The organism is Bacteroides sp. AF34-31BH, assembly GCF_003602795.1.
GTDB lineage: Bacteria > Bacteroidota > Bacteroidia > Bacteroidales > Bacteroidaceae > Bacteroides > Bacteroides uniformis.
This window is the reverse complement of the sequence record NZ_QTLV01000001.1, coordinates 33,856-54,513: the sequence shown is the minus strand read 5'-3', so window position 1 is coordinate 54,513 and position 20,658 is coordinate 33,856. Positions and strand designations below refer to the sequence as shown.

The window sequence follows — 20,658 nt, the reverse complement described above, 5'->3', positions numbered from 1 at the left end:
GGAATCATGAAAGAAAAGAAATATGGTTTGATTATTCTTTGTGGCTTTCTGCTGTATGCTTTCCTGCCGCTCCGGGCGGGAAAGCGAGTGGGGCAGGGAAGTGACATTGTTTCTGTCATTAAGCATGGCATTCGGAACGATGGGGCTGTGATAGGCTCTGAACTGAATGAACTTGTAACGAGAAGTTACGGGAAGACATTGTATTTCCCCGCCGGCATATATAATCTGTCGGAACCCGTTGTCCTTCCCTACGACTATACGAAGAACGTGAACATCCTCTTTGATAAAAATGCGCTGATAAAGACCGATTTACCGATGGAAGCACTGTTGAAAGTCGGTTATTCGGAGATGACAACGCCCGATGTTACTCATCGGCGCTTCTCTTATGTCGAAGGAGGAATGTTCGACTGTTCTAACGTGGACAACGGGATTATGGTCAACGGTTTAAAGCAGCTGGTTTCCCTGAAATACATCAGTCTGTTTAAGGGGCGCAACACACATATCCGCATCGGCGTTACCGACGACTTCAGAGGAACGGGAAGCAGTGACACCAAAATAGACAATGTGACCATACAAGGCATTTCGTCCAACGAAGAGGTATATGGTATCTATATAGACCAAGCCTGCTGTGACTGTAAGATTTCCAATACCTTTATATACAGTACGAAGTATGGACTCGTGACAAAGTCGGCAGGACATATTTTGAATAACCTGCATATTCTCTCCATGCACACCACTGGCGGTCTGGACTTGGGGTTGAAAGGTTTCCGTTCTACGGAAGGGATACGTGTGGAAGCGGATGGCTTTTTCATTTTTAACGAGGTGTATTATGACACGGTGGACCGTGGCATTGTGGTTGCGGCAGACAGGAATCCTACGTTGGTGCTGGACAAGAACATCTTCTATTCCTATTTGTCGGATTTCGGGACTTCTTTCCTCTATCGGGACCATAAGGCGGCGACTCCGTTTCAAGCGAAGATGTCGAACTGTATCATCGAAGTGGCAAAACAGGGTTATAGAATCTTTGATGTCGGCCCTGAGGCTATAAAGAATGATGTGGAGGGGAATTTTTCGTTTGTGAATTGTGCAATGAGAAATTCTCACTTGTTAAGTCCTTTCGATTTCTCCCTGATGCAACGCATAAGGGAAAAAAGATGTGATGTGCTGTCCGCACCGGAGCAGGCAACAGGTGGTTTACAGGCAGTGGATAGCTTGCAGTGGTACGTTTTGGGAGCTGTGTTTGCTTCTCCGTATCGTAATTTGTTAAAGTTGGATTTGGCAAAAGATGGTGTGGTAGAACTGGATTTGCTCTTTGCAGGAGGGGAACCCGAAATACATAGCAGGATGCTTAAAAGCCCGGATAGAACTTCCTTCCAGCTGGGATATGTTGTTAAGGACGAATATTGTATCTTACTGTTGAGAACGCCCCGAGGAAAAGTGTATCCTGCTATTTGTGATGTGTTGGGAAATAGTTGTTTTTTGGCGACTCCTTCCAAAGATAGATATTATAAACCGGAAGATTATGGGGTAGACCAGGACCCCGTCATTCTGCATTGAATTTGTGTAATGGAAGAGCAGGTAATATAGAGCGTGAGCGATGTGTTACTTAAGATACAGTGTCATTTTACTTAACGGTAAAATGACACTGTAAATGCCTGATAAAGGTGTTTATTATTTGAAAAACAATTAGATTATCAGCGTGCTGGCTTTTTAGAATCTGTATCCATATCCCAGCATGATTGCCACATTGTCATCTTTGGCAAACATAAACCTGGCTTCTGCATTCAGATAACTCCGTTCGGAGATGGGTAATGTGATACCTCCTCCCAAATTGAAAGCGAATTTGGTAGAGTTGCTCCGGTCCATTTCCATTTCTTTCCCGTCTATCTCAACACTCTTTTTGCCATAGAAGTTGTTCTGCATGCCGATACCTGCAAGGGGATAGACCGAAAATCCTTGGCCGTCTTCTTTAAAGTTGAATACATAATGGAAATTCACGCTTACATCCAGTCCGGTAACTTTGTCTTTAGGAAAGTAGAACGTTACATCCGGAGCAATCCGGAGATTATTCGCTATCGCGTAACGTCCTTGTACTCCCAAACCGAACCTCTCATAGTTCGTTTGATAACCGATGTTGCCCATCAAAGAGCCTTCACCTTTAACTGTTTGGGCATTTATGCCCACAGATGCCAATGCAATCATGGCCAGCAAGAATAATTTTTTCATAATTAAGGCATTTAGTTAATAAAATATTTATTTAAAAGAAGAATGATCTCCTTTTAATGGAAATAACAAACGTTTGCTTACATTTGTTTGCTATATATTGTTACATATACAAAGACTTTTGATGTTAATATACGAGCGCTTTTCTCAATTTTTTATAAAGCAAAAAATGATGTTAATTCCGTTTTTATGCCTCGAACCATTTTTTTTAATGCTGTGTTTTTAGTATATGGCAGGGATTAAAGTTGGTTACATTTGAATTGCCAGTTTGTAGAGAAAGGAGCAAGTGGTATATTACATTGTCGTAACTGACTGAACCTGCATTGTTACGAAAGGATAAAATATCAGGATTGTTTCATTATTAAAATCTACAGCCATGAAAAGTCTAAGTTTTGATTTGCGGGTCAGGCTAATAGCCAGTTCTGTCATCGGGGCAATAGTTTATTTCTTTTCAAGTTCCCGCAGGTAGGTAAAGTGATAATAAAATAAAGGATCGCAGGATATGCCTTTATATTGGAAATAAGCGGATGATATATCTATCTATATATTTACATGTAAATTTCAGAACTGAGTGTGTTGCTTTAAAAAATAGTTTATGTATTTTTTATGGTACATTATTATCGGGATCGCTTCTCTGTCTTATAACAGAAAGAAGATTGAACTTTAATTATTTTAATCGTTTAAAACCAACTTAATTATGGAAAATAGAAATTCTAGTTTATGGATCGGCCTGGGAATAGGTACGGTCATCGGTACTCTGGCTTATCGTTTCTCACGTACTTCAAAAGCCAAGAAATTGAAGGAAAAAGTATGTAACGTTTTTCATAAGATAACCGGTCAGACGGAAGACCTGTTAGATGAAGCTAAGGAAAAAGTGGAGGATACCGGAAAAGTTGTAGTGGATAAGGTAGCCGATAAAGTTCAAGATGGCGCTGATGCTGTAAAGGACGCATTGAAAGGTGCGAAGAAAGATGTCAAACAAGGAGCTGAAAAGGCCAAGGCAGAAATAAAGGAAGGGTATGAAGATGTAAAAAAAGAAGCAAGTAAAAAACTTGATTGATTTTTTTATATATCATTCTGTTAGTAGTAATATCTTATATAAAGAAGAATTATGATTGGATTTGTAATATGGATTATAGGATTGGTCTTAACTATCAAAGCTGCTCTAGAGATATGGCGTATTCATGCGCCGGCGGAAAGAAGGTTAATAGCCATTATCCTGGTAGTTTTGACCAGTTGGGTAGGATTGTTGTTCTATTACTTTTATGGTAAGCCTCGTATGGCACAGTGGCTGGGGACCGGTCTTGAAAGGTATTGATGGTCACATAGCTGTTTATGCTGAATAGATAGGAATATCCCAAAATAAAAATGTGTTGGTTGATAGAAGTGACCGATTTATTTTTGTTTTGGGATGTTTGTATAGGAGTATACAAAGGTAATGTCAAAAGTATATGAGACTTGTCATTATGATAATATTTTAGGCACGGATTACACAGGGTAAATTAAAACCGTGAAATCCGTACCTAAAAGAATGCACAGAGAGAGAGGTATTTTCTTCTTGTCTGTCTTACCAATATTTTTCGATTCTATCATAGCCGAAAACGTGACTACGTTCATCTTTAATATCTTGCAGCTTATGACAAATTATTTGCGCTCCGATCATGCTGAAAGTGATTCCGTTTCCGCCATATCCCAGATCGAAAAATATTCGTTCCTTGCCGGGCCAATTGCCGATGAAAGGTAGTCCGTCTTTGGTGCTACTGAAGGTACCGCACCATGCCATTTCTGTTTTGAAAGGGATATCGGGGAATAGTTTTCTGACTTTTCTCTCCAAAATACGGATTTTCTTTCTGAGTAGTGAGTCACGGTGCTCTGGATCGCTGAACTTTTCATCCTCACCACCTACAATAATACGGTTTCCGTCGGTGGTACGGATATAAAGATATGGATCGGCTGTTTCCCAGATCAGGCAATGTTCCGGCCAGAGATATTCGGGGGCTACCGGATGTGATATGAGTGCATAAGTAGAAGTCAAATCCATAATTTTTTTGGGAAGGAATTGTCCGGCCTCAAATCCGGTGGCTACGATTACATATCCGCACTTAATTTTATTTCCTTTGTCTGTTATCATGATACAGCCATCAGATGTTTCAGTGCACTTCTTTATGTTGGTATGGGTAAAGACCTTCAGACCGTTCTCCTTCATATGATAGGTGAGCAGTCCGGTTGCAGCTCTGTAGGCATCCATCTGTGCGGATGTTTCATTCACCAGGGCATTGCCGGGCACTTTCACCTTATATCGTTTTCTGATTTCTTGTTTCTTGAGCAGATTGACCGGCAATTCATGCTTTTGCCGTATTTCGTATTCTTGTTCCAGAAGTTTGTTGTCTGCCGAGCAGCTGGCATAAAAGACGCTGGGCAATTGCTCAAATCCGGCATCGACATCTGTTTCCTTTAGTACTTTCTTTATATCAGAAATGGATTGCAGGCATGCATGATAGGCGGTTGCTGCATTTTCTTCGCTGATGATTTTTGCCATCCGGCAGAGGGGTACGTCTATTTCATATTGTAGTAAAGCGGTACTTGCAGCAGAGCTTCCGGTTGCGATGCTGCGTTTGTCAATCACGCAACATTCTATTCCGGCACGACACAATTCGTGTGCCATCAAAGCGCCTGTTATACCCGAACCTACGATGACGATATCTGTTGACAGATCATCCTCCAAAGGGTGGAAATAGTCCAATAGGGAATTTCTGACGATCCAATAGGGTAAACCTGAATGTAAGTCCATAATATATTTTGTTAATTCCCCCTTACTTTCTTCCTGTTGAGAAACAGGAGTGAAGTAAGGGGGGAGTGAGAAATGGGAAAGCCGTTTTATTGAAATTTGCTTTCCGTTTACGGTAGTAGATTATTTGCCTTCTTCGATAGTACAAATGCTGACACGGTTCCAGTCCGGTTCGGAGAACATATCACCGATTCCTTGTCCTTCGGCGGTAATGCGGGTGTCGTTAATCTTGTATTTTTTTACAAGTATGGACTTCACAGCTTGAGCACGTGCTTTTGCCAGTTTCTCATTGAAAGCGAGGTTACCTTCGGGAGAGGCATATCCTTTGATGACGACTTTAGCTTCAGGATGTTTTTTCATGTAAATGGCTACACGTTCCACATTAGGCAGTTGGGAAGCATCAACCACGGACTTTCCTTGTCTGAAGGTAATGATGGATTCTGGAATGCGGTTGGTTTTTACCACGGTTTCTATGTTGGCAGCTTGGGTTCTGCAATCTGCCAGCTCCTTTTGTAAGTTGTTGGCCTGTTGTACGGCATTGCTCAGTTGCATGTCCTTGTCGCTCAGTTGTGATCGCAGACGGTTGACTGCATTATTTAGCTCGCCTACTTCTACTGGGTCGTAAGGCTTCACTGTTGTGAAATGATGTGAGCCGTTGCTACACATGAAATGGTAGGTCAGTCCGGCAGTCAGTTCAAAAGTGGCATTGTTGGCGTTGAAACGGCTTTTAGTTTTGCTGAAGTCTCCTTGCATATCATATACGATAGCTGGTTTGATACCGAGTGTCCATGCTTTTTCCTCACCTAGGTTGAAGTTCAAGTTTAGACCAAGGCGTGTAGACCAGGAATTTGTATCACCGGGGCCATTCTGATAGTAATGTAGCCAGCCGATACCTGTCAGAGTCTCGATTTCAAAAATGCGTGGTTCGCCCATATAACCTCCAAAGAGATTCATCAGGTTGACTTTACCGAGTAAGCTCACTTCGGAAGCATCAAATGCAGTTTTGCTGGCTGAGGTATTTACATATCCCATACCTTGAATACCTAGACCGAATATAGGAGTAAGTTGTTTTCCGATTCCGAATCCGAAGGCCGGTCGGGCATTTTTTAAGAAGGAGCTGTGAGTCAAAGGGGTTACAGCACCAGCTTTCAGTTCAATAGACCAGTTGTCACCAGGGCGTGTGCCTTCAAGGGCCGTACGGTCATTTTGCGCATGCATGGTAAGAATACTCATGCTTAGTGCTAAAACAAAGATAGATTTTTTCATAATTAAATAAATTAATAGTGATACAATAAATATGTCACACACGTTGTACTGTCTGTTGTGTAGTTATGACTGTGCATAATCTAATGAATTACTTTGTCATAACCTTTGTTTAAAAAACAGCCCGTTAAAAAGGATGGTTCGAAAAATAGAAATGGATTTAACATCTATTTAAGAAGTCGGATGGTGCCAGAAGCCTGTATTGGCAGTGAAAGCACATCATAGATATATAAGGTGCAAATTCTTGGATTTATATATAACGGCATCAAATATAACTTTATATATACATGCGTTTTTTAACACAAATATCTGTTGAAATGACAAATATTCATCAAACAAATATTCTTTCAATGCTGTTTTTTTATAGAGATACAAATCATAGTATTAATTAAAAACCTGACAATTATGAAAAAATTAAGTTTCGCAGGACTGAAGGGTAGAGTGTCCTGGGGCAGTGTTTTCGGCGGTGTCATGACTGTATTGGCAATATCCGTGTTACTGTCTATTTTAAATTCAAGTATTGGTTTGTTTATGTTTGATCCATTATCAGATCACCCGGTTGCGGGCATCGGCACTGCTGTTGGAATCGGATCCGCTATCATTCTGGTTGCCGGCATGGCTGCAGGAGGCTTTGTGGCCGGGAAACTGGCCGGTATGGACGGAATGATACACGGATTTCTGGTCTGGGCGACCACACTGATTGTGGCTGTGGTACTGGGAACTTTTCTGGCTGTCGGTGCGGCAAAAATGACGGTGAATACTCTTGGAGCGGTCTCGTCCGTTACGGGCAGCGTTTTGTCTGGAACAGGTGATACCGTTGGAAACGGAGTTGCCGCATTATCTGAAGACGCAAAGGAGCTGTTCGGAAAAATCGATTTTAATGCAACCCTGAAAGAAGGGAATATACCGCAGAATATCCGTACCGCACTTCTAAAAAGCGATGTGAAGGAACTTCAGCCGGATTACCTGCAGAAGCAACTGGCGGAAGTGAAGGATGACCTGGAAGCGTCCGTAAAAAAAATAGTACGTTCCCCACAACAAGCGGATGAGAGCATTGACAGTTTCCTTGACCGGTTGAAACAACGTACAGAAAGTATCAGCAAAAATATAGACCGGAATGATTTGGCTAAAGCTATAGCAAACAACACCAATATGTCAAAAGCGGAAGCAAATAAAACTATTGACCAATATATGAACTTGCTGGAAAATGCACGTATGGAAGCCGGCAAACAGATAGACAAACTGGAGGTGACCCTGAAGAAAGCCGCACAGGAATGGAAAGAAATCAAGCATGAGGCACTCGTGGCTGCCGATAAGGCAACGGATGCCGCAGCGAGGTCCGCACTGATTTCGTTCCTTGCAATTCTCTCCGGAGCGGTATTGTGCTGTATTGCAGGTGCCTACGGTAGCAGGAAGACCCAAGAAAGGGTGGATATCTGACAGTATTTCATTAAATCAAGTAAGAAGTTCGGTCCCCCAAACAGTATGACAGGTTGATGTCATTTTTAAGCATGTTATATCTTTTCTGAAATCGGGCCAACTGATATCCGCATTATAAAAGGCAATGACTAACTTGCATTGCCTTTTTAAATTTAAACTATTTTTATTATTTTTGCGGGTAACATTTAACTTAACACACTTTTACTACAAATGACATACTTTCAGATTTTAAAGAGGGCGCTTTTTCTGTTCCCTTTACTAATAGCCACTTTTACTACCTGCAAGGGTCAAATTTATAAATACCTGGGCATAGAGGACGGACTAAGCAACCGGAGAATTTTTCGCATCCAGAAAGGCGGGCACGGGTACATGTGGTTCCTTACCCAGGAAGGGATAGACCGTTATGACGGAAGCAAGATTAAACATTATGCCGTCTTTGACGGAAGTATGGAGGTGGCGCCGCAAATCAACCTGAACTGGCTATATACCGACAGCAGGCACAGGCTGTGGGTTGTGGGTAGAAAAGGACGCATATTCCGGTACGACACCGCCCGTGACCGTTTTGTTATGACCTACAAGCTTAGCGATCTGCAGGATGACGTAACATCAGGCACCGTCAATTGTACCTATATGGATAGTAATGACCGTATTTGGCTCTGCCATGGCGACAGTATTGTACGCTATGATACCCGCGCAGGTACTACGGACAGAATAGATTCTCCTGCCCCGGACGATATTACTGCAATCACGCAGACCGACAGTACAAACTTTTTTATAGGGACATCAAACGGGTTACTGCAAACCATAGAAAAGGAAGGTGTCCTGGAAACTGTGGCCGGAACATATACTGACAGTATCCGTATACCGGTAAGTGAGCTTTATTTCCACGAAGATTCAAAGCAACTGTTCATAGGAACCTTCAAGGAAGGAATTATAGCATACGGAATGAACACGACTTCAACCATCATCGCGGACGGTCCGCTACAGAACGTGGCAATCAAACGAATCACCCCCTTTGGAAAGCGGCAACTGCTGGTAGCCACGGGAGGCAGGGGAGTATACAAGATTGACGTTGATTCTCTCTCCGCCCGGCCTTATATAACCGCCGACTACAGCAATTATAACGGTATGAACGGGAACAACATCAATGATATTTATGTGGACGGGGACGGACGGATATGGATGGCCAATTATCCTACCGGGATTACAATACGCAACGACCGTTACAGAAGTTACAAATGGCTCAAGCATTCACCGGGCAACAACAGTTCGCTGGCCAATAACCAGGTCCATGATGTAGTCCGGGACGGCGAGGGTGACCTGTGGTTCGCCACCAGCAACGGGATCAGCCTGCTTCACAGCGCAACCGGTCAGTGGACTTCCTTCCTTAGCAGTTCCGAGCACTTGAAAGGCGATGACAATAATATCTTCCTGAGCCTCTGTGAGGTATTACCCGGCATTATCTGGGCAGGTGGGTATACATCAGGTATATACAGGATTGACAAGAAGAAAGGCACGGTGGAATACATCTCACCTTCCTCCCTGGCAGGAATAAGCCCTGACCAATATATCAGTGACATAATAAAGGACTCCGGAGGGGATATATGGTCAGGCGGATACTGTAATCTCAAACGCATCAACCCTGAAAGCGGTGACATACGACTCTACCCGGGACTGGGGTCCATTACCGCCATACTGGAAAAGGACGCGGAACGCATCTGGGTAGGTACAACTATGGGATTATACCTGCTGGACAAGCTCCGGGGAGATTACCGTCGCATAGATTTCCCGGTCGAGACAGTCCATGTCAGTACTTTGTACCAAGCTGCGGACAGCACACTATATGTGGGGACTAGAGGAGCGGGACTGCTTGTATATGACGGTGCAAACGATAAATTTATACACCAGTACCACATGGAAAACTGTGCCCTTGTCTCTGATAACATTTATATTGTCATTCCAAGACCGGATGGCAGCTTGCTGCTCGGTACGGAAAACAGCATAGTTACTTTCCTGTATGAAGACCGGACTTTCCAAAACTGGACGGCGGAACAAGGATTGATGAGCGTATGCTTCAATGCCGGCGCTTCAACCCAGTATGGGGACAGTCTTGTGTTCGGAAGCAATGATGGCATCGTCATATTCCCGGTTGACTTGCAGATTCCCGTTCCACAGTTCTCACAGATGCTCCTGAGGGATTTTACCGTTTCTTCACGTCCGGTCTATCCTGGTGAGGAAGGATCGCCGTTAAAAAAGGACATTGCCGGTAATTACAGACTTGAACTGGCTTATGACCAGAGCAGCTTCTCCCTGGAAGCAATATCCATTAACTATGATTATCCTTCAAACATTCTGTACTCATGGAAATTGGAAGGCGCCTATAACGGCTGGAGCCACCCGTTGCAGGACGGGCAGATACAGGTCACCGGTCTTTCCCCAGGCAAGTACATCCTGCATATCTGTGCCATATCCAACGAAGAAAAATACAAAGTTTATGAGGAGAAAAGTATTGAAGTGGTTGTCGCCCGTCCACCATGGGCGAGCGCATGGGCCATAGCGGGATATGCACTTCTTGCCATATCAGCCGTTACAATAGCAGTTAGGATCGTCATGTTGCGCAGACAAAAAAGGCTATCGGAGGAAAAGACACGCTTCTTCATAAATACCGCCCATGATATCCGTACCCCCCTCACTCTGATAAAAGCTCCTTTGGAAGAAGTGGTGGAAAGGCAGCAGGTAAAAGAGGAAGGGACGGATAACGTGGGAGTGGCCTTGAGAAGCGTGAATAACCTCCTGCAATTGGTTACCGACCTGATCAATTTCGAAAGGGCGGACGTTTACACCTCACAATTATATGTTGGCGAATATGAGCTGCACAGCTACCTGGAAAGTACTTGCGAAACTTTCCGGACATATGCGTCACAGAAAAATGTCAACCTCTCATGTGAAAGTAAGTTCCCTTTTATGAATGTCTGGTTTGACAGGGACAAAATGGATTCCATATTGAAGAATCTATTGTCAAATGCCTTGAAATATACCCCCCGAAATGGTAATGTCCATGTTTGTGCCTACACTGAACAGAATACATGGAGCATAGAGGTAAGTGATACGGGGATTGGAATTCCCGCCGGGGAGAGGAAATATCTGGGCGGAAGGTTTTTCAGGGGCAGCAATGCCGTTAATCAGAAAGTGCCGGGAAGCGGAATCGGCCTGATGCTGGTCTGCAAACTGGTACGTTTGCATAAGGGAAGGATCATTATATCAAGCACGGAAGGGGAAGGTACCTGTGTACGTGTTACATTCCCCATGGGAAACAGGCATTTGCGCAAGGCACGTTTCATAACAGTGGCAAAGACGGAAGATGCAGCCCCGCCACAACCGGAAACGTGTTCTGCCGAACTGCGGATGGAAACGATGAAAAATGGCAAAAGTTCATCACGTATTCTTGTAGTGGAGGACAACGATGACTTGCGGGGATACATTGAGAGACTCTTGGGACAGGACTACCACGTCCAATCATGCACAAACGGACGCGACGCGTTGGTCGTGGCAAGGGAATATAACCCGGACCTGATCCTTTCGGATGTCATGATGCCGGAGATGGGCGGTGATGAACTATGTGCAGCCATCAAGTCGGACATTGAAACCTCTCATATTCCGGTCATCCTGCTAACGGCACTCAGCGATGAGAAAAATATGCTCAAGGGGTTGGACAAGGGAGCCGATGCATATATAACCAAGCCGTTCAGTGTGAATGTGCTCAAGGCGAACATCAGGAGCATACTGCGCAACCGGATATTGCTCCGAAAAACATATGCCGGACTAAAATCTGGTACCGGCCCGTTACCTGAAGGATGCAGTAACGCATTGGACTGGAAATTCATTGCCACCGTGAGAGAATGTGTTATGGAACATATTACCAGTCCTGATTTCAACGTGGACACCCTCTGTGAAATCCAGCACATGAGCCGTTCGAGTTTCTTCAACAAGCTCAAGACATTGACAGGATACGCACCGGCCGACTACATCCGTTCCATCCGCCTGCAACATGCGGCAAACCTGCTAATCCAGGAAAGGTGCACGATAATAGAAGTTGCGGATGCAACCGGATTCAGTGATGCAAAATATTTTAGGGAAGTATTCAGGAAACATTATGGTGTAAGCCCTAGTGAATACCGCAAAGTAGCAATGGGAACGCATCCGAAAGAAAGCCTATCCGATTATCGGTGCCATGGGGGAGGAAGTGTGGGAAGCCGTTGATGAGTTGATAAAAAACAGAGAGAGTACTATCGACTTGATACTGGTCGTTACATCAGGTAGGGTGAATGCTTAGGGTGGGTTCCACACTATTGTCAATATGATTACGTGATTACTCCGATCACGGTGGATAAGATGGTCATGCGGAGCGGCCTCTCTTCCTCGACCATCGTGTTGGACTATGTGTAGAACTGGCATGAATAGACAATCATATTGAGTGAAAGAGGTATGGAAAAATATTGAAAATCCGGGCAGCCGCATAGGGATTGCCCGACTTTTTTAAGATGGATATTCAGGTGTGGGGTTGGCAGGTCAGTCCACGGGCTCGCCGCCATAGCGAAGGCGGCAGATAGCCTCGTGGATTTCACACATGATATGCAGCCGTAGCCGCTTGCTGATATGTTGGCTGTCGGAACGCATGAAGAGTTTTTGAACGATTTGACCGTACACTTTTTGGACGAGAAACGAAAACCAAAGGAATTAAGACTCCATGAGGTGGCACCGTTGGACGCGAAATTTCGGGCGGAAATCGGGGACTGCAAGACCGCCTCACCGGATATATTCCGATACGGGATTTGCACGAAGCGGTGCGACATGGCACCCACACTGAGAAAGTTCAACAGGCTGGGAGACTTGCGACTGGTCTGTGCGCCGCTTCTCAATGAGCGATGGATTGTCTCGCCGCCGGTTGCGCGACCGGATAATGCCCGGTTCCCGCCGCCGGAAGTGAAGACGGGGATACCGTTTAAAAAGAAAAAACAGAGTATGAACATTTAACTCTTTGATATATGGAAAATGAACAGAATGGAACGCTAAAAGACGGCAGTGTATATGTAGTCATGGGATTATGTTACAGAGATTCCAGCGTCTGTCGGAAGTGGTGTATTGCCTGTGAAATGAAACAGAACCGTTCTCGAAGGATGATACCTATACCCGCCGGCTCACTCCGGAAATGTGGGAGGAAATAAAGTTATCACCCGTAGTGGTGGCTGATATGCTGGATGATTTGAGGCACGGGAACAAGTTCTATACGGGCGTTGAAACGGATAAGGGGGGCTTCTTTTCAGCCGGAACTATGAAGGGAACCACCAATATGGGGCCTTTATGGAGGAGAATATCGAGAGATGTTTCTTTGAGCCGGACTTTGAAGGAAAGTCGCTGACCGTGTATGAACTTCGGGGATGGCCTTCGCTGATGGCGGGGAAGATAAACCTCTGTTATGATGATAACGATACCCTGTTACTATTGGAGAAGATTCCACCGGATGCCTTCCTTGATAAATCGGCTCTTAAAAGCGTACAGACAGAGGTGTATGACCTTTCACTCACGTGGGAGAATTATGCCCGGCTGCCGGACAATGAGAAGGGGCTTGGCCTGTTCCAGAGCGTGGATAACTATGACCGGATGACCTTGCTTCATATCATGGACAAGGGTTATCCGAGGGACGGACTGATGGATGAGTATCCTGATAATTTCAGTTTCTATGAGAAATTTGAAAGGATAGAAAGAGCATTACTGGGCCGGAACAGATGGAATGTTTATGACGAGATGCAGGACAGAGCAAAGAAACTGGTCGGAAAACTGTTGCGCGAGCAATTTTCCGATACACGGCAGAAGGTGGAGATAAAGGAAAAAGTAGTTTTACGGAACAGTAAAAGTATAAGGATATAAGGGATAACGGAAAACAAGTGAGGGTTGGAAGGCGCATTGCCGGCGGATGTCGGTGATGTGCCTTTCACCTTTATATCGGGATTCTGAAAGTTTTTACTTTGAGTAAATATGGGGAAAGAAATGACATGACAATATTTCAGGGTATGTTTTAGGGGACAATGTACGCCAATGGGTGACTTTGATTCCGGAAGTTTTGTCGGATGTGGAAATGTGCTTTACTTTGCTTCACAAATAGTAAAATCATAAATCAAATTTATTATGGAGTTAGTTGTAATTGAGAAAAATGCGTATTTACGGTTAAAACAGCAGGTTGAGGATTTATTCACACAGATTGAAGCTGTTAAAAAGAAATTTGGAATTGTTGAAAAGGAAAAATGAATGGATGCCCAGGAGGTTTGCTTGGCTTTGAATATCTCCAAACGAACTTTGCAAAGCTATAGGGAATACGGAATTATTCCGTGTTCTTTTATAGGTGGCAAATATATGTATAAAGAGAGTGATTTGGTCAGAGTATTAACTCAAAAAGCAAGATAACATATGGATGGAGTAATCACAAAGCAGTCAGAAGAGTACATAATGATGATGAGAATACTTAAGAAATGTTCTAAAGAGGTACTTGAATTTCAAGATTTGCCTGTTCCTATCGCCAATGAGGTTTATATGACTGGTGAACAGGTATGTGGCGTGTTGCATATATCAAGCAGAACTTTGCAAAAGTTACGTGATGAAAAGGGGATAGCTTATACTGTTATAGGTGGTAAGTTTCTTTATCCTCTTTCTAAAATTGCAATTGTTATTGGAAGAAAATTATAAAAGTTATGTTCGTTAAATCAAGCGTTTGATTTGTATTTATGCCATTTTTTTACTACCTTTGTAAAAGTAAGAGTGTAACAGGAAGAAAGTTGCAGCATATTTGCGGTGAATTATTCGGTGTCATAGGAGCAGAGGCTTTTGGTAAGATACTGATAATGAATAGGGAAATTAAATGTTAATCGTTCCCTGTCTCTTCGCAGAAATCCAAAGACAAAAAGGATTCAAAGTATGACAAATCCCGTAAAACCTTGATTTTACGGGATTTTTTATTTCTCTTCTCGGACATCTATCAGTAATTCGGGTTATATAATCAGTAATCTGGATACCTATATAATAAATAATACCCGCTACTTTTGTATCGCTATAACAATTGGATTTATATGTTTCAACTAAATAATATATCGTATGAAAAGATTGGTGTTGTTTATGATGGCAGTTATGCTGTTGTCTATTACTGTTAACGCACAGAAAAAAGGTGGTAAGACACTGGTAGCTTATTTCTCGGCAACGGGAACAACGGCAAGGGCTGCCAAGTTGGTGGCAGAAGCTGTTGATGGGACCCTCTACGAAATACAGCCTGCGAAAAAGTACACGGCTGCTGATTTGGACTGGCACGACAAAGCTTCGCGCAGCAGTGTGGAGATGTCGGATTCCAAATCACGTCCTGCATTGTATTCTAAATTGGGGAGTCTCGCGGAGTATGATACCATTTATATAGGTTTTCCTATCTGGTGGAATTTGGCTCCAAGAATAATCAATACATTTATAGAAAGCGGTGATTTTGCAGGTAAAACAATTATTCTATTCGCCACTTCGGGAAGCAGCAGTATCTCTAATGCAGAAAAGGAATTGCAGACGAATTATCCCGGCATAAACTGGGGAAAAGGCAGGCTGCTGAATGGGGCGAGCCGGGAAACTGTCAAGCAATGGATTAAGAAATGAATTTCCAACCGGAAACTTAAAGAAGTAGAGATGAAGAACATGGTAAAAAACATATGTGCGGCGATGGTTATTAGCCTTTGTGCTGCAGGACATTTGTCTGCAACAGAAAATAATCCTAATAATGATAATAAATTTATGGAAGAGAATTTGAATCTGATTCAGGAGTGGGACAAGACATTTCCACAGAGTGATAAAGTAAACCATAAGAAGATAACTTTCCACAACCGTTACGGCATTACACTTGCTGCCGATTTGTATGTACCCAAGAATGTGACGGGTAGATTGCCTGCCATTGCCATCAGTGGTCCGTTTGGTGCCGTGAAGGAACAAGCTTCGGGCTTGTATGCGCAGACATTGGCAGAACGTGGATTCTTGACGATTGCTTTCGATCCATCCTATACGGGGGAAAGTAGTGGCCAGCCCCGTTATGTGGCTTCGCCGGACATCAATACGGAAGATTTCAGTGCAGCGGTCGATTATCTTTCCACCCGTGACGATGTAGATGCAGAGCGCATCGGCATTCTCGGTATTTGTGGATGGGGAGGCATGGCGCTTAATGCAGCGGCTATCGATACCCGCATCAAGGCTACAGTTACGGCAACCATGTACGACATGAGCCGGGTCAATGCTAACGGTTATTTCGATTCTATGAATGCCGATGCACGGCACGAATTGCGGCGCCAGCTTAATGCTCAGCGTACGGAGGATTATAGAAACGGTACATTTGCTCTTGGAGGGGGTGTAGTGGACCCGTTACCTGCCGATGCTCCACAATTTGTGAAGGACTACCATGCCTATTATAAAACACCGCGCGGCTATCATAAGCGGTCACTCAACTCTAACCACGGATGGAACAAGACTTCACCGCTTTCGTTCATCAATATGCCTATCCTTTCATATAGTGATGAAATCCGTAGTGCAGTGTTGATGCTGCACGGTGAGAAGGCCCATTCACGTTATTTCAGTGAAGATGCTTTTAAAAAGTTGCAGGGTGATAATAAGGAACTGCTGATTATTCCCGGTGCAAACCATGTAGACTTGTATGACAATATAGAGGTAATTCCATTCGGCAAAATAGAGAGATTCTTCAATGAAAATCTTCGATGACCGCCTTTAATGTATTAGGAATCGGACGTACTTTTCTTTAGCCTGGTTCAGCAACTCCTCTTTCAGGCAGATGTCTTTCCGGAAAAGCGAATGCTCCGGGAAGATTTCTTTTTTCTTGGACGCCTTGTTCCAATTTCCTACTACATGCCCCTTATAGAGAAGTACCGGAAAGAACAATCCGTTGTTGGTGAAAGCTTTGGAATAGTCCTCTTTGGGTAGGACGTCCGTCCGGTCCTTGTATCCTATCAGGTATTCGTCGTAGGGGGGAAGAAGGTGCAGGTTGCCGGTTGCCTTTCCAGATGTCCGGCAGGAGTCATGGATGTACCATGTCTGGCTGTTCCATTGTTCGGACATCAGTTTCGGTTCTATCAGAGAAATAGATTGCCTTGCTTCCGTTAAAGGCAAACCGGACCACCAGGAGAAGTCTTGCAGGGTAGCGGGGGCATGGCTGCGGAAATAGGCTGTAGCCAGACGGGCCAGCGCTTCTTCTTTCGTCAGTTCGGGGGTAGGTGGAACTCTTTCGTCCAGAAGGGCATAGGTGTGTTGTCGTCCACGGCATTCTCCGCTGCACACAATACCTTCGACTTCGGCACGCGACATAAAGCGGGTCATGTGGTAGTTGTCTGCAAGCAGTCCCGAACGTTCAAAATGTTCCGCAATCTCTTGTTTCGTCAGGCTTCGCTTCCCGCTGAGGATATTCCCGAGTACGGTATGGCTTCTGTCATATTGCTGTTCCGTGATTTCCAGACCATGTCCTTTTGCATAAGAATCATTGGCGGATTTGATGCGTTGTGCAGAGAGTTTCAGCATCCAACGAATGTCTTCTGCTGCTACCAGGTGCCATGTGGGACGCATTATGTGGGTTCTCAGTATTTCCCCTTGATGCAGGGCTTTTTCCACGGCTTGAATTCCCGGTGACTTCAGCCGCATACCTACGGCCCATTTCACCATTGTATAGTCTTGTGCCTGCATGGCGCCCATCCAGGAGACCAGCTCTTTCGGGTGGCCGAAGAGTGGAGTGGACAGTTGCTGGTTCTGTAAGCGTATTTCAGGGATTCTCATGTCGGTATGGTATTCGTTTGTATCAATAGGAATCGCAAAGATAAGAAAAGCAGGTCATCGCAGGGTATATTGTGTCCGCAATTATATTCTTTTGTTTCTTTTAACAGCTACTAATATAGCTATCTTTTATTTTTGCAACGCACAAATTGGGAAAATATTCATAATTAAACAACCATAAGAACTTTTTTATGACTATGAGAACAAATTGTATTTTATTGTTAGTTATTTTGTTGGGAGCCTTTCCCTTAAATCGTGTACATGCCGATGAATCTGGAAGCATAATTCTGTACACTCCTTACACAAAAATTTCCGTGACGCCCGGAGCGTCCATTGATTACAGCATTGATTTGATTAACAACACGGACGGGGTTACAAATGCAAATCTCTCGGTCAGCGGATTGCGGGGCAGTTGGAAGCATGAAATCAAGTCAGGCGGCTGGACCCTCAGCCAGCTTTCTGTACTGCCCCAGGAAAAGAAAACGTTCAATTTGAAAGTGGAAGTTCCTCTAAAAGTAAATAAAGGAAGTTATCATTTCACAGTATTTGCCGGAGAAACCAAACTGCCGCTGGAGGTGGTCGTGGCCCAGAAAGGAACTTACCAGACCGAGTTCACTACCGACCAGCCCAATATGCAGGGCAATTCCAAGTCCACCTTTACCTTCAATGCCACTTTGAAAAACCAGACGGCCGACCAGCAGCTGTATGCGCTGATGGCCAATGCCCCCAGAGGCTGGAGTGTCGTGTTCAAGCCCAACTATAAGCAGGCCACTTCTGCCCAGGTGGAAGCGAACAGCAGCCAGAATGTGAGTATAGAGATTGTCCCTCCCGCCAATGTGGAAGCCGGTAATTACAAGATTCCGGTACGTGCGGCTACTGGTACGACTTCTGCCGACTTGGAGCTGGAAGTTGTTGTCACGGGTTCCTACGAGATGGAATTGTCCACGCCCAGAGGATTGTTGAGTACCGAAATCACAGCAGGAGATGTGAAGCGTATCGAGTTGGTGGTCCGGAATACCGGTTCTTCATTGTTGAAAGATATCCAGCTTTCTGCCAATAAGCCCGTGGACTGGGAAGTGTCTTTTGAGCCTTCGAAGATTGATATGCTGAAGGCGGGGGAAACGGCCAATGTCGTAGCTACCATGAAAGCATCCAAAAAGGCATTGCCCGGAGATTATGTGGCTACCATGACGGCCAAAACTCCTGAAGTGAATACAGACGCCCAATTCCGCATTGCCGTGAAAACCCCGATGATATGGGGATGGGTGGGCGTTTTGATAATAATCGTTGCCATAGGTGCCGTATGCTATCTGTTCCGTAAATATGGAAGGAGGTGAGCATGGACGAGCGAGTGATTGCATTGACAGACTTGACCAAGCAGTATGGGCGCTTCACTGCCGTAGACCGCATTTGCCTGACTATTCGTAAAGGGGAGATTTTCGGATTATTGGGGCCAAACGGCGCCGGCAAGTCAACTACCATCCTGATGATGCTGGGACTGACGGAACCCACTTCCGGCTCTGTGGAGATTTGCGGTATCGACTCTACCAGGCATCCTATCGAGGTAAAGCGGAAAATAGGCTATCTGCCCGAAGATGTGGGGTTTTATGATGACATGACCGGTCCGGAAAACCTTATATATACTGCGCGTCTCAATGGCATTTCGGATGCCGAAGCGAAAGTCAGGGCGCTGGAGCTGATGGAGCATGTGGGGCTTGCCGGACAGATGAAAAAGAAGACCGGGAAATATTCGCGCGGTATGCGCCAGCGATTGGGACTGGCGGACGTGCTTATCAAAAATCCGGAAATTATAATCCTGGATGAACCTACTTCGGGAATAGACCCTGCCGGTGTTCAGGAGTTCATCGAGCTCATCAGGCAGTTGAGCCGGAAGGAGGGACTGACCGTCTTGTTCTCTTCCCACCACCTGGACCAGGTGCAGAAAGTTTGCGACCGCGTGGGACTGTTCAACAGCGGGAAGCTGGTCACCTTGATTGATATGTCTGATTTGAAGGACAAGCATCAGGAATTGTCTGATATTTATAACCATTATATGGAGGAAGGAGGGGAAAGGCATGAATAAAGTCAATTATCCTTTTTGGGTAGTCGTCAACAAGGAAATATCCGACCATGTGAAAAGTTGGCGGTTCATTATCTTGATGGGAATCATTTTGCTTACGTGCATGGGCTCACTCTATACCTCGCTTACCAACATCGGTGCCGCCATCAAGCCCAATGACCCGGACGGTTCGTTCCTTTTCTTGAAGTTGTTCACAGCCTCGGACGGCACATTGCCTTCTTTTGTGCAGTTTATCAACTTTCTGGGGCCGTTGTTGGGGATTGCGCTGGGATTCGATGCTATAAATTCGGAACAGAACAAGGGGACGTTGAGCCGTATGCTGTCACAGCCCGTTCATCGTGATTGCATTATCAATGCCAAGTTCGTGGCTGCATTGATTGTGATAGGTATAATGCTGTTTGTACTGGGATTCCTCGTAATGGGCTGTGGGTTGATAGCGATAGGTATTCCTCCCACAGCAGAAGAATTTTGGAGGATTGTATTCTTTCTCATAATCAGTGTGTTCTATGTGGCATTCTGGCTGAATCTGGCCATTCTGTTTTCGCTTTGTTTCCGTCAGGCGGCCACCTCGGCATTGGCTTCGGTGGCGGTATGGTTGTTTTTCAGCGTGTTCTATACGATGATTGTCAACCTGGTTGCCAAGGCGTTGAGCCCTTCGCAGCTGGCATCTCCTTATCAGATAGTCAGTTACCAGAAATTTATTCTCGGTCTGATGCGCCTGGCACCTAGCGAACTGTTCAATGAGGCGACCACAACGCTGCTGATGCCTTCCGTCAGAAGTTTAGGGCCGCTTACTATGGAGCAGGTTCAGGGGGCCATTCCCAGCCCGCTGCCATTGGGACAGAGTCTTTTGGTGGTGTGGCCGCAGCTCACCGGACTGATTGCAGCTACTGTTATCTGTTTTGCCCTTTCGTATGTCATATTCATGAGACGGGAAGTCAGATCACGGTAATGATAAGTATGTTTTATTGAGTGTTGAAAGTCCGTTCCGGCATTGGTTGCTTGAACGGACTTT

Annotated in this window: 16 protein-coding genes and 1 pseudogene; 13 read left to right on the top strand and 4 right to left on the bottom strand. The window is 44.7% G+C overall.

All coding sequences use genetic code 11. The annotated features are described in order from the left end of the window. The first annotated feature begins 6 nt into the window (after positions 1-6). A complete protein-coding gene (locus DWZ67_RS00265) occupies positions 7-1,557 on the top strand; it encodes a right-handed parallel beta-helix repeat-containing protein (RefSeq protein ID WP_057089093.1) in 1,551 nt (516 codons plus the stop codon). Between the two features lie 153 nt (positions 1,558-1,710). Here the strand turns inward: DWZ67_RS00265 and DWZ67_RS00260 are convergent, their stop codons facing one another. Beyond that, on the bottom strand, positions 1,711-2,226 hold the full coding sequence (locus DWZ67_RS00260; RefSeq protein ID WP_016272745.1) for an outer membrane protein: 516 nt from the start codon (positions 2,224-2,226) through the stop codon (positions 1,711-1,713). A gap of 694 nt (positions 2,227-2,920) precedes the next feature. Here DWZ67_RS00260 and DWZ67_RS00255 point away from each other — a divergent pair. Both DWZ67_RS00255 and DWZ67_RS20325 read left to right on the top strand, forming a co-directional pair. Next, a complete protein-coding gene (locus DWZ67_RS00255) occupies positions 2,921-3,283 on the top strand; it encodes a YtxH domain-containing protein (RefSeq protein WP_120137940.1) in 363 nt (120 codons plus the stop codon). Positions 3,284-3,334: 51 nt separating this feature from the next. Beyond that, entirely contained in the window at positions 3,335-3,541 is a 207-nt protein-coding gene (locus DWZ67_RS20325) for a hypothetical protein (protein WP_007665878.1), read from the top strand. 249 nt (positions 3,542-3,790) lie between these two features. Here DWZ67_RS20325 and DWZ67_RS00245 read toward each other — a convergent pair whose 3' ends face one another. Beyond that, positions 3,791-5,014, bottom strand: coding sequence for an NAD(P)/FAD-dependent oxidoreductase (locus tag DWZ67_RS00245; protein WP_120137939.1), 1,224 nt, complete (start codon positions 5,012-5,014; stop codon positions 3,791-3,793). Between the two features lie 120 nt (positions 5,015-5,134). Then, on the bottom strand, positions 5,135-6,277 hold the full coding sequence (locus tag DWZ67_RS00240; protein ID WP_016272741.1) for an OmpA family protein: 1,143 nt from the start codon (positions 6,275-6,277) through the stop codon (positions 5,135-5,137). Between the two features lie 402 nt (positions 6,278-6,679). On the opposite strand from DWZ67_RS00240, the gene DWZ67_RS00235 reads away from it, so the two are divergent. The 7 genes and pseudogenes from DWZ67_RS00235 to DWZ67_RS00195 all read left to right on the top strand — a co-directional run bounded on the left by DWZ67_RS00235 (position 6,680) and on the right by DWZ67_RS00195 (position 16,504). Next, positions 6,680-7,714, top strand: a complete 1,035-nt coding sequence (locus tag DWZ67_RS00235) for a hypothetical protein (RefSeq protein ID WP_120137938.1) — start codon at positions 6,680-6,682, stop codon at positions 7,712-7,714. Between the two features lie 210 nt (positions 7,715-7,924). Beyond that, on the top strand, positions 7,925-11,974 hold the full coding sequence (locus DWZ67_RS00230; protein WP_120137937.1) for a response regulator: 4,050 nt from the start codon (positions 7,925-7,927) through the stop codon (positions 11,972-11,974). Positions 11,975-12,923: 949 nt separating this feature from the next. Further along, positions 12,924-13,642, top strand: a pseudogene (locus tag DWZ67_RS00215) (DUF6047 family protein). Between the two features lie 378 nt (positions 13,643-14,020). Next, on the top strand, positions 14,021-14,176 hold the full coding sequence (locus tag DWZ67_RS00210) for a helix-turn-helix domain-containing protein (RefSeq protein WP_016272734.1): 156 nt from the start codon (positions 14,021-14,023) through the stop codon (positions 14,174-14,176). A 3-nt stretch (positions 14,177-14,179) separates the two neighbouring features. Then, the gene (locus tag DWZ67_RS00205; RefSeq protein ID WP_227212685.1) at positions 14,180-14,455 is read left to right on the top strand and encodes a helix-turn-helix domain-containing protein; all 276 of its coding nucleotides are present in this window, start codon (positions 14,180-14,182) and stop codon (positions 14,453-14,455) included. Positions 14,456-14,860: 405 nt separating this feature from the next. After that, complete coding sequence (locus DWZ67_RS00200) at positions 14,861-15,397, top strand: flavodoxin (RefSeq protein WP_120137936.1); 537 nt, start codon at positions 14,861-14,863, stop codon at positions 15,395-15,397. A gap of 30 nt (positions 15,398-15,427) precedes the next feature. Next, positions 15,428-16,504: an alpha/beta hydrolase gene (locus DWZ67_RS00195; protein ID WP_120137935.1), complete on the top strand. Its 1,077-nt coding sequence runs from the start codon at positions 15,428-15,430 to the stop codon at positions 16,502-16,504. Positions 16,505-16,510: 6 nt separating this feature from the next. Here the strand turns inward: DWZ67_RS00195 and DWZ67_RS00190 are convergent, their stop codons facing one another. Then, positions 16,511-17,566: a winged helix DNA-binding domain-containing protein gene (locus tag DWZ67_RS00190; protein ID WP_120137934.1), complete on the bottom strand. Its 1,056-nt coding sequence runs from the start codon at positions 17,564-17,566 to the stop codon at positions 16,511-16,513. Between the two features lie 188 nt (positions 17,567-17,754). Between DWZ67_RS00190 and DWZ67_RS00180 the strand changes: the two genes are divergently transcribed. Genes DWZ67_RS00180 through DWZ67_RS00170 form a run of 3 tightly spaced genes read left to right on the top strand, consistent with a single transcriptional unit; the run spans position 17,755 to position 20,595 of the window. Further along, positions 17,755-18,900, top strand: a complete 1,146-nt coding sequence (locus tag DWZ67_RS00180; protein ID WP_120137933.1) for an NEW3 domain-containing protein — start codon at positions 17,755-17,757, stop codon at positions 18,898-18,900. Positions 18,901-18,902: 2 nt separating this feature from the next. Then, complete coding sequence (locus DWZ67_RS00175; RefSeq protein WP_034522675.1) at positions 18,903-19,646, top strand: ABC transporter ATP-binding protein; 744 nt, start codon at positions 18,903-18,905, stop codon at positions 19,644-19,646. Next, positions 19,639-20,595: an ABC transporter permease gene (locus tag DWZ67_RS00170; RefSeq protein ID WP_008664980.1), complete on the top strand. Its 957-nt coding sequence runs from the start codon at positions 19,639-19,641 to the stop codon at positions 20,593-20,595. Before DWZ67_RS00175 ends, DWZ67_RS00170 begins: the two co-directional genes overlap by 8 nt. Positions 20,596-20,658: the final 63 nt, after the last annotated feature.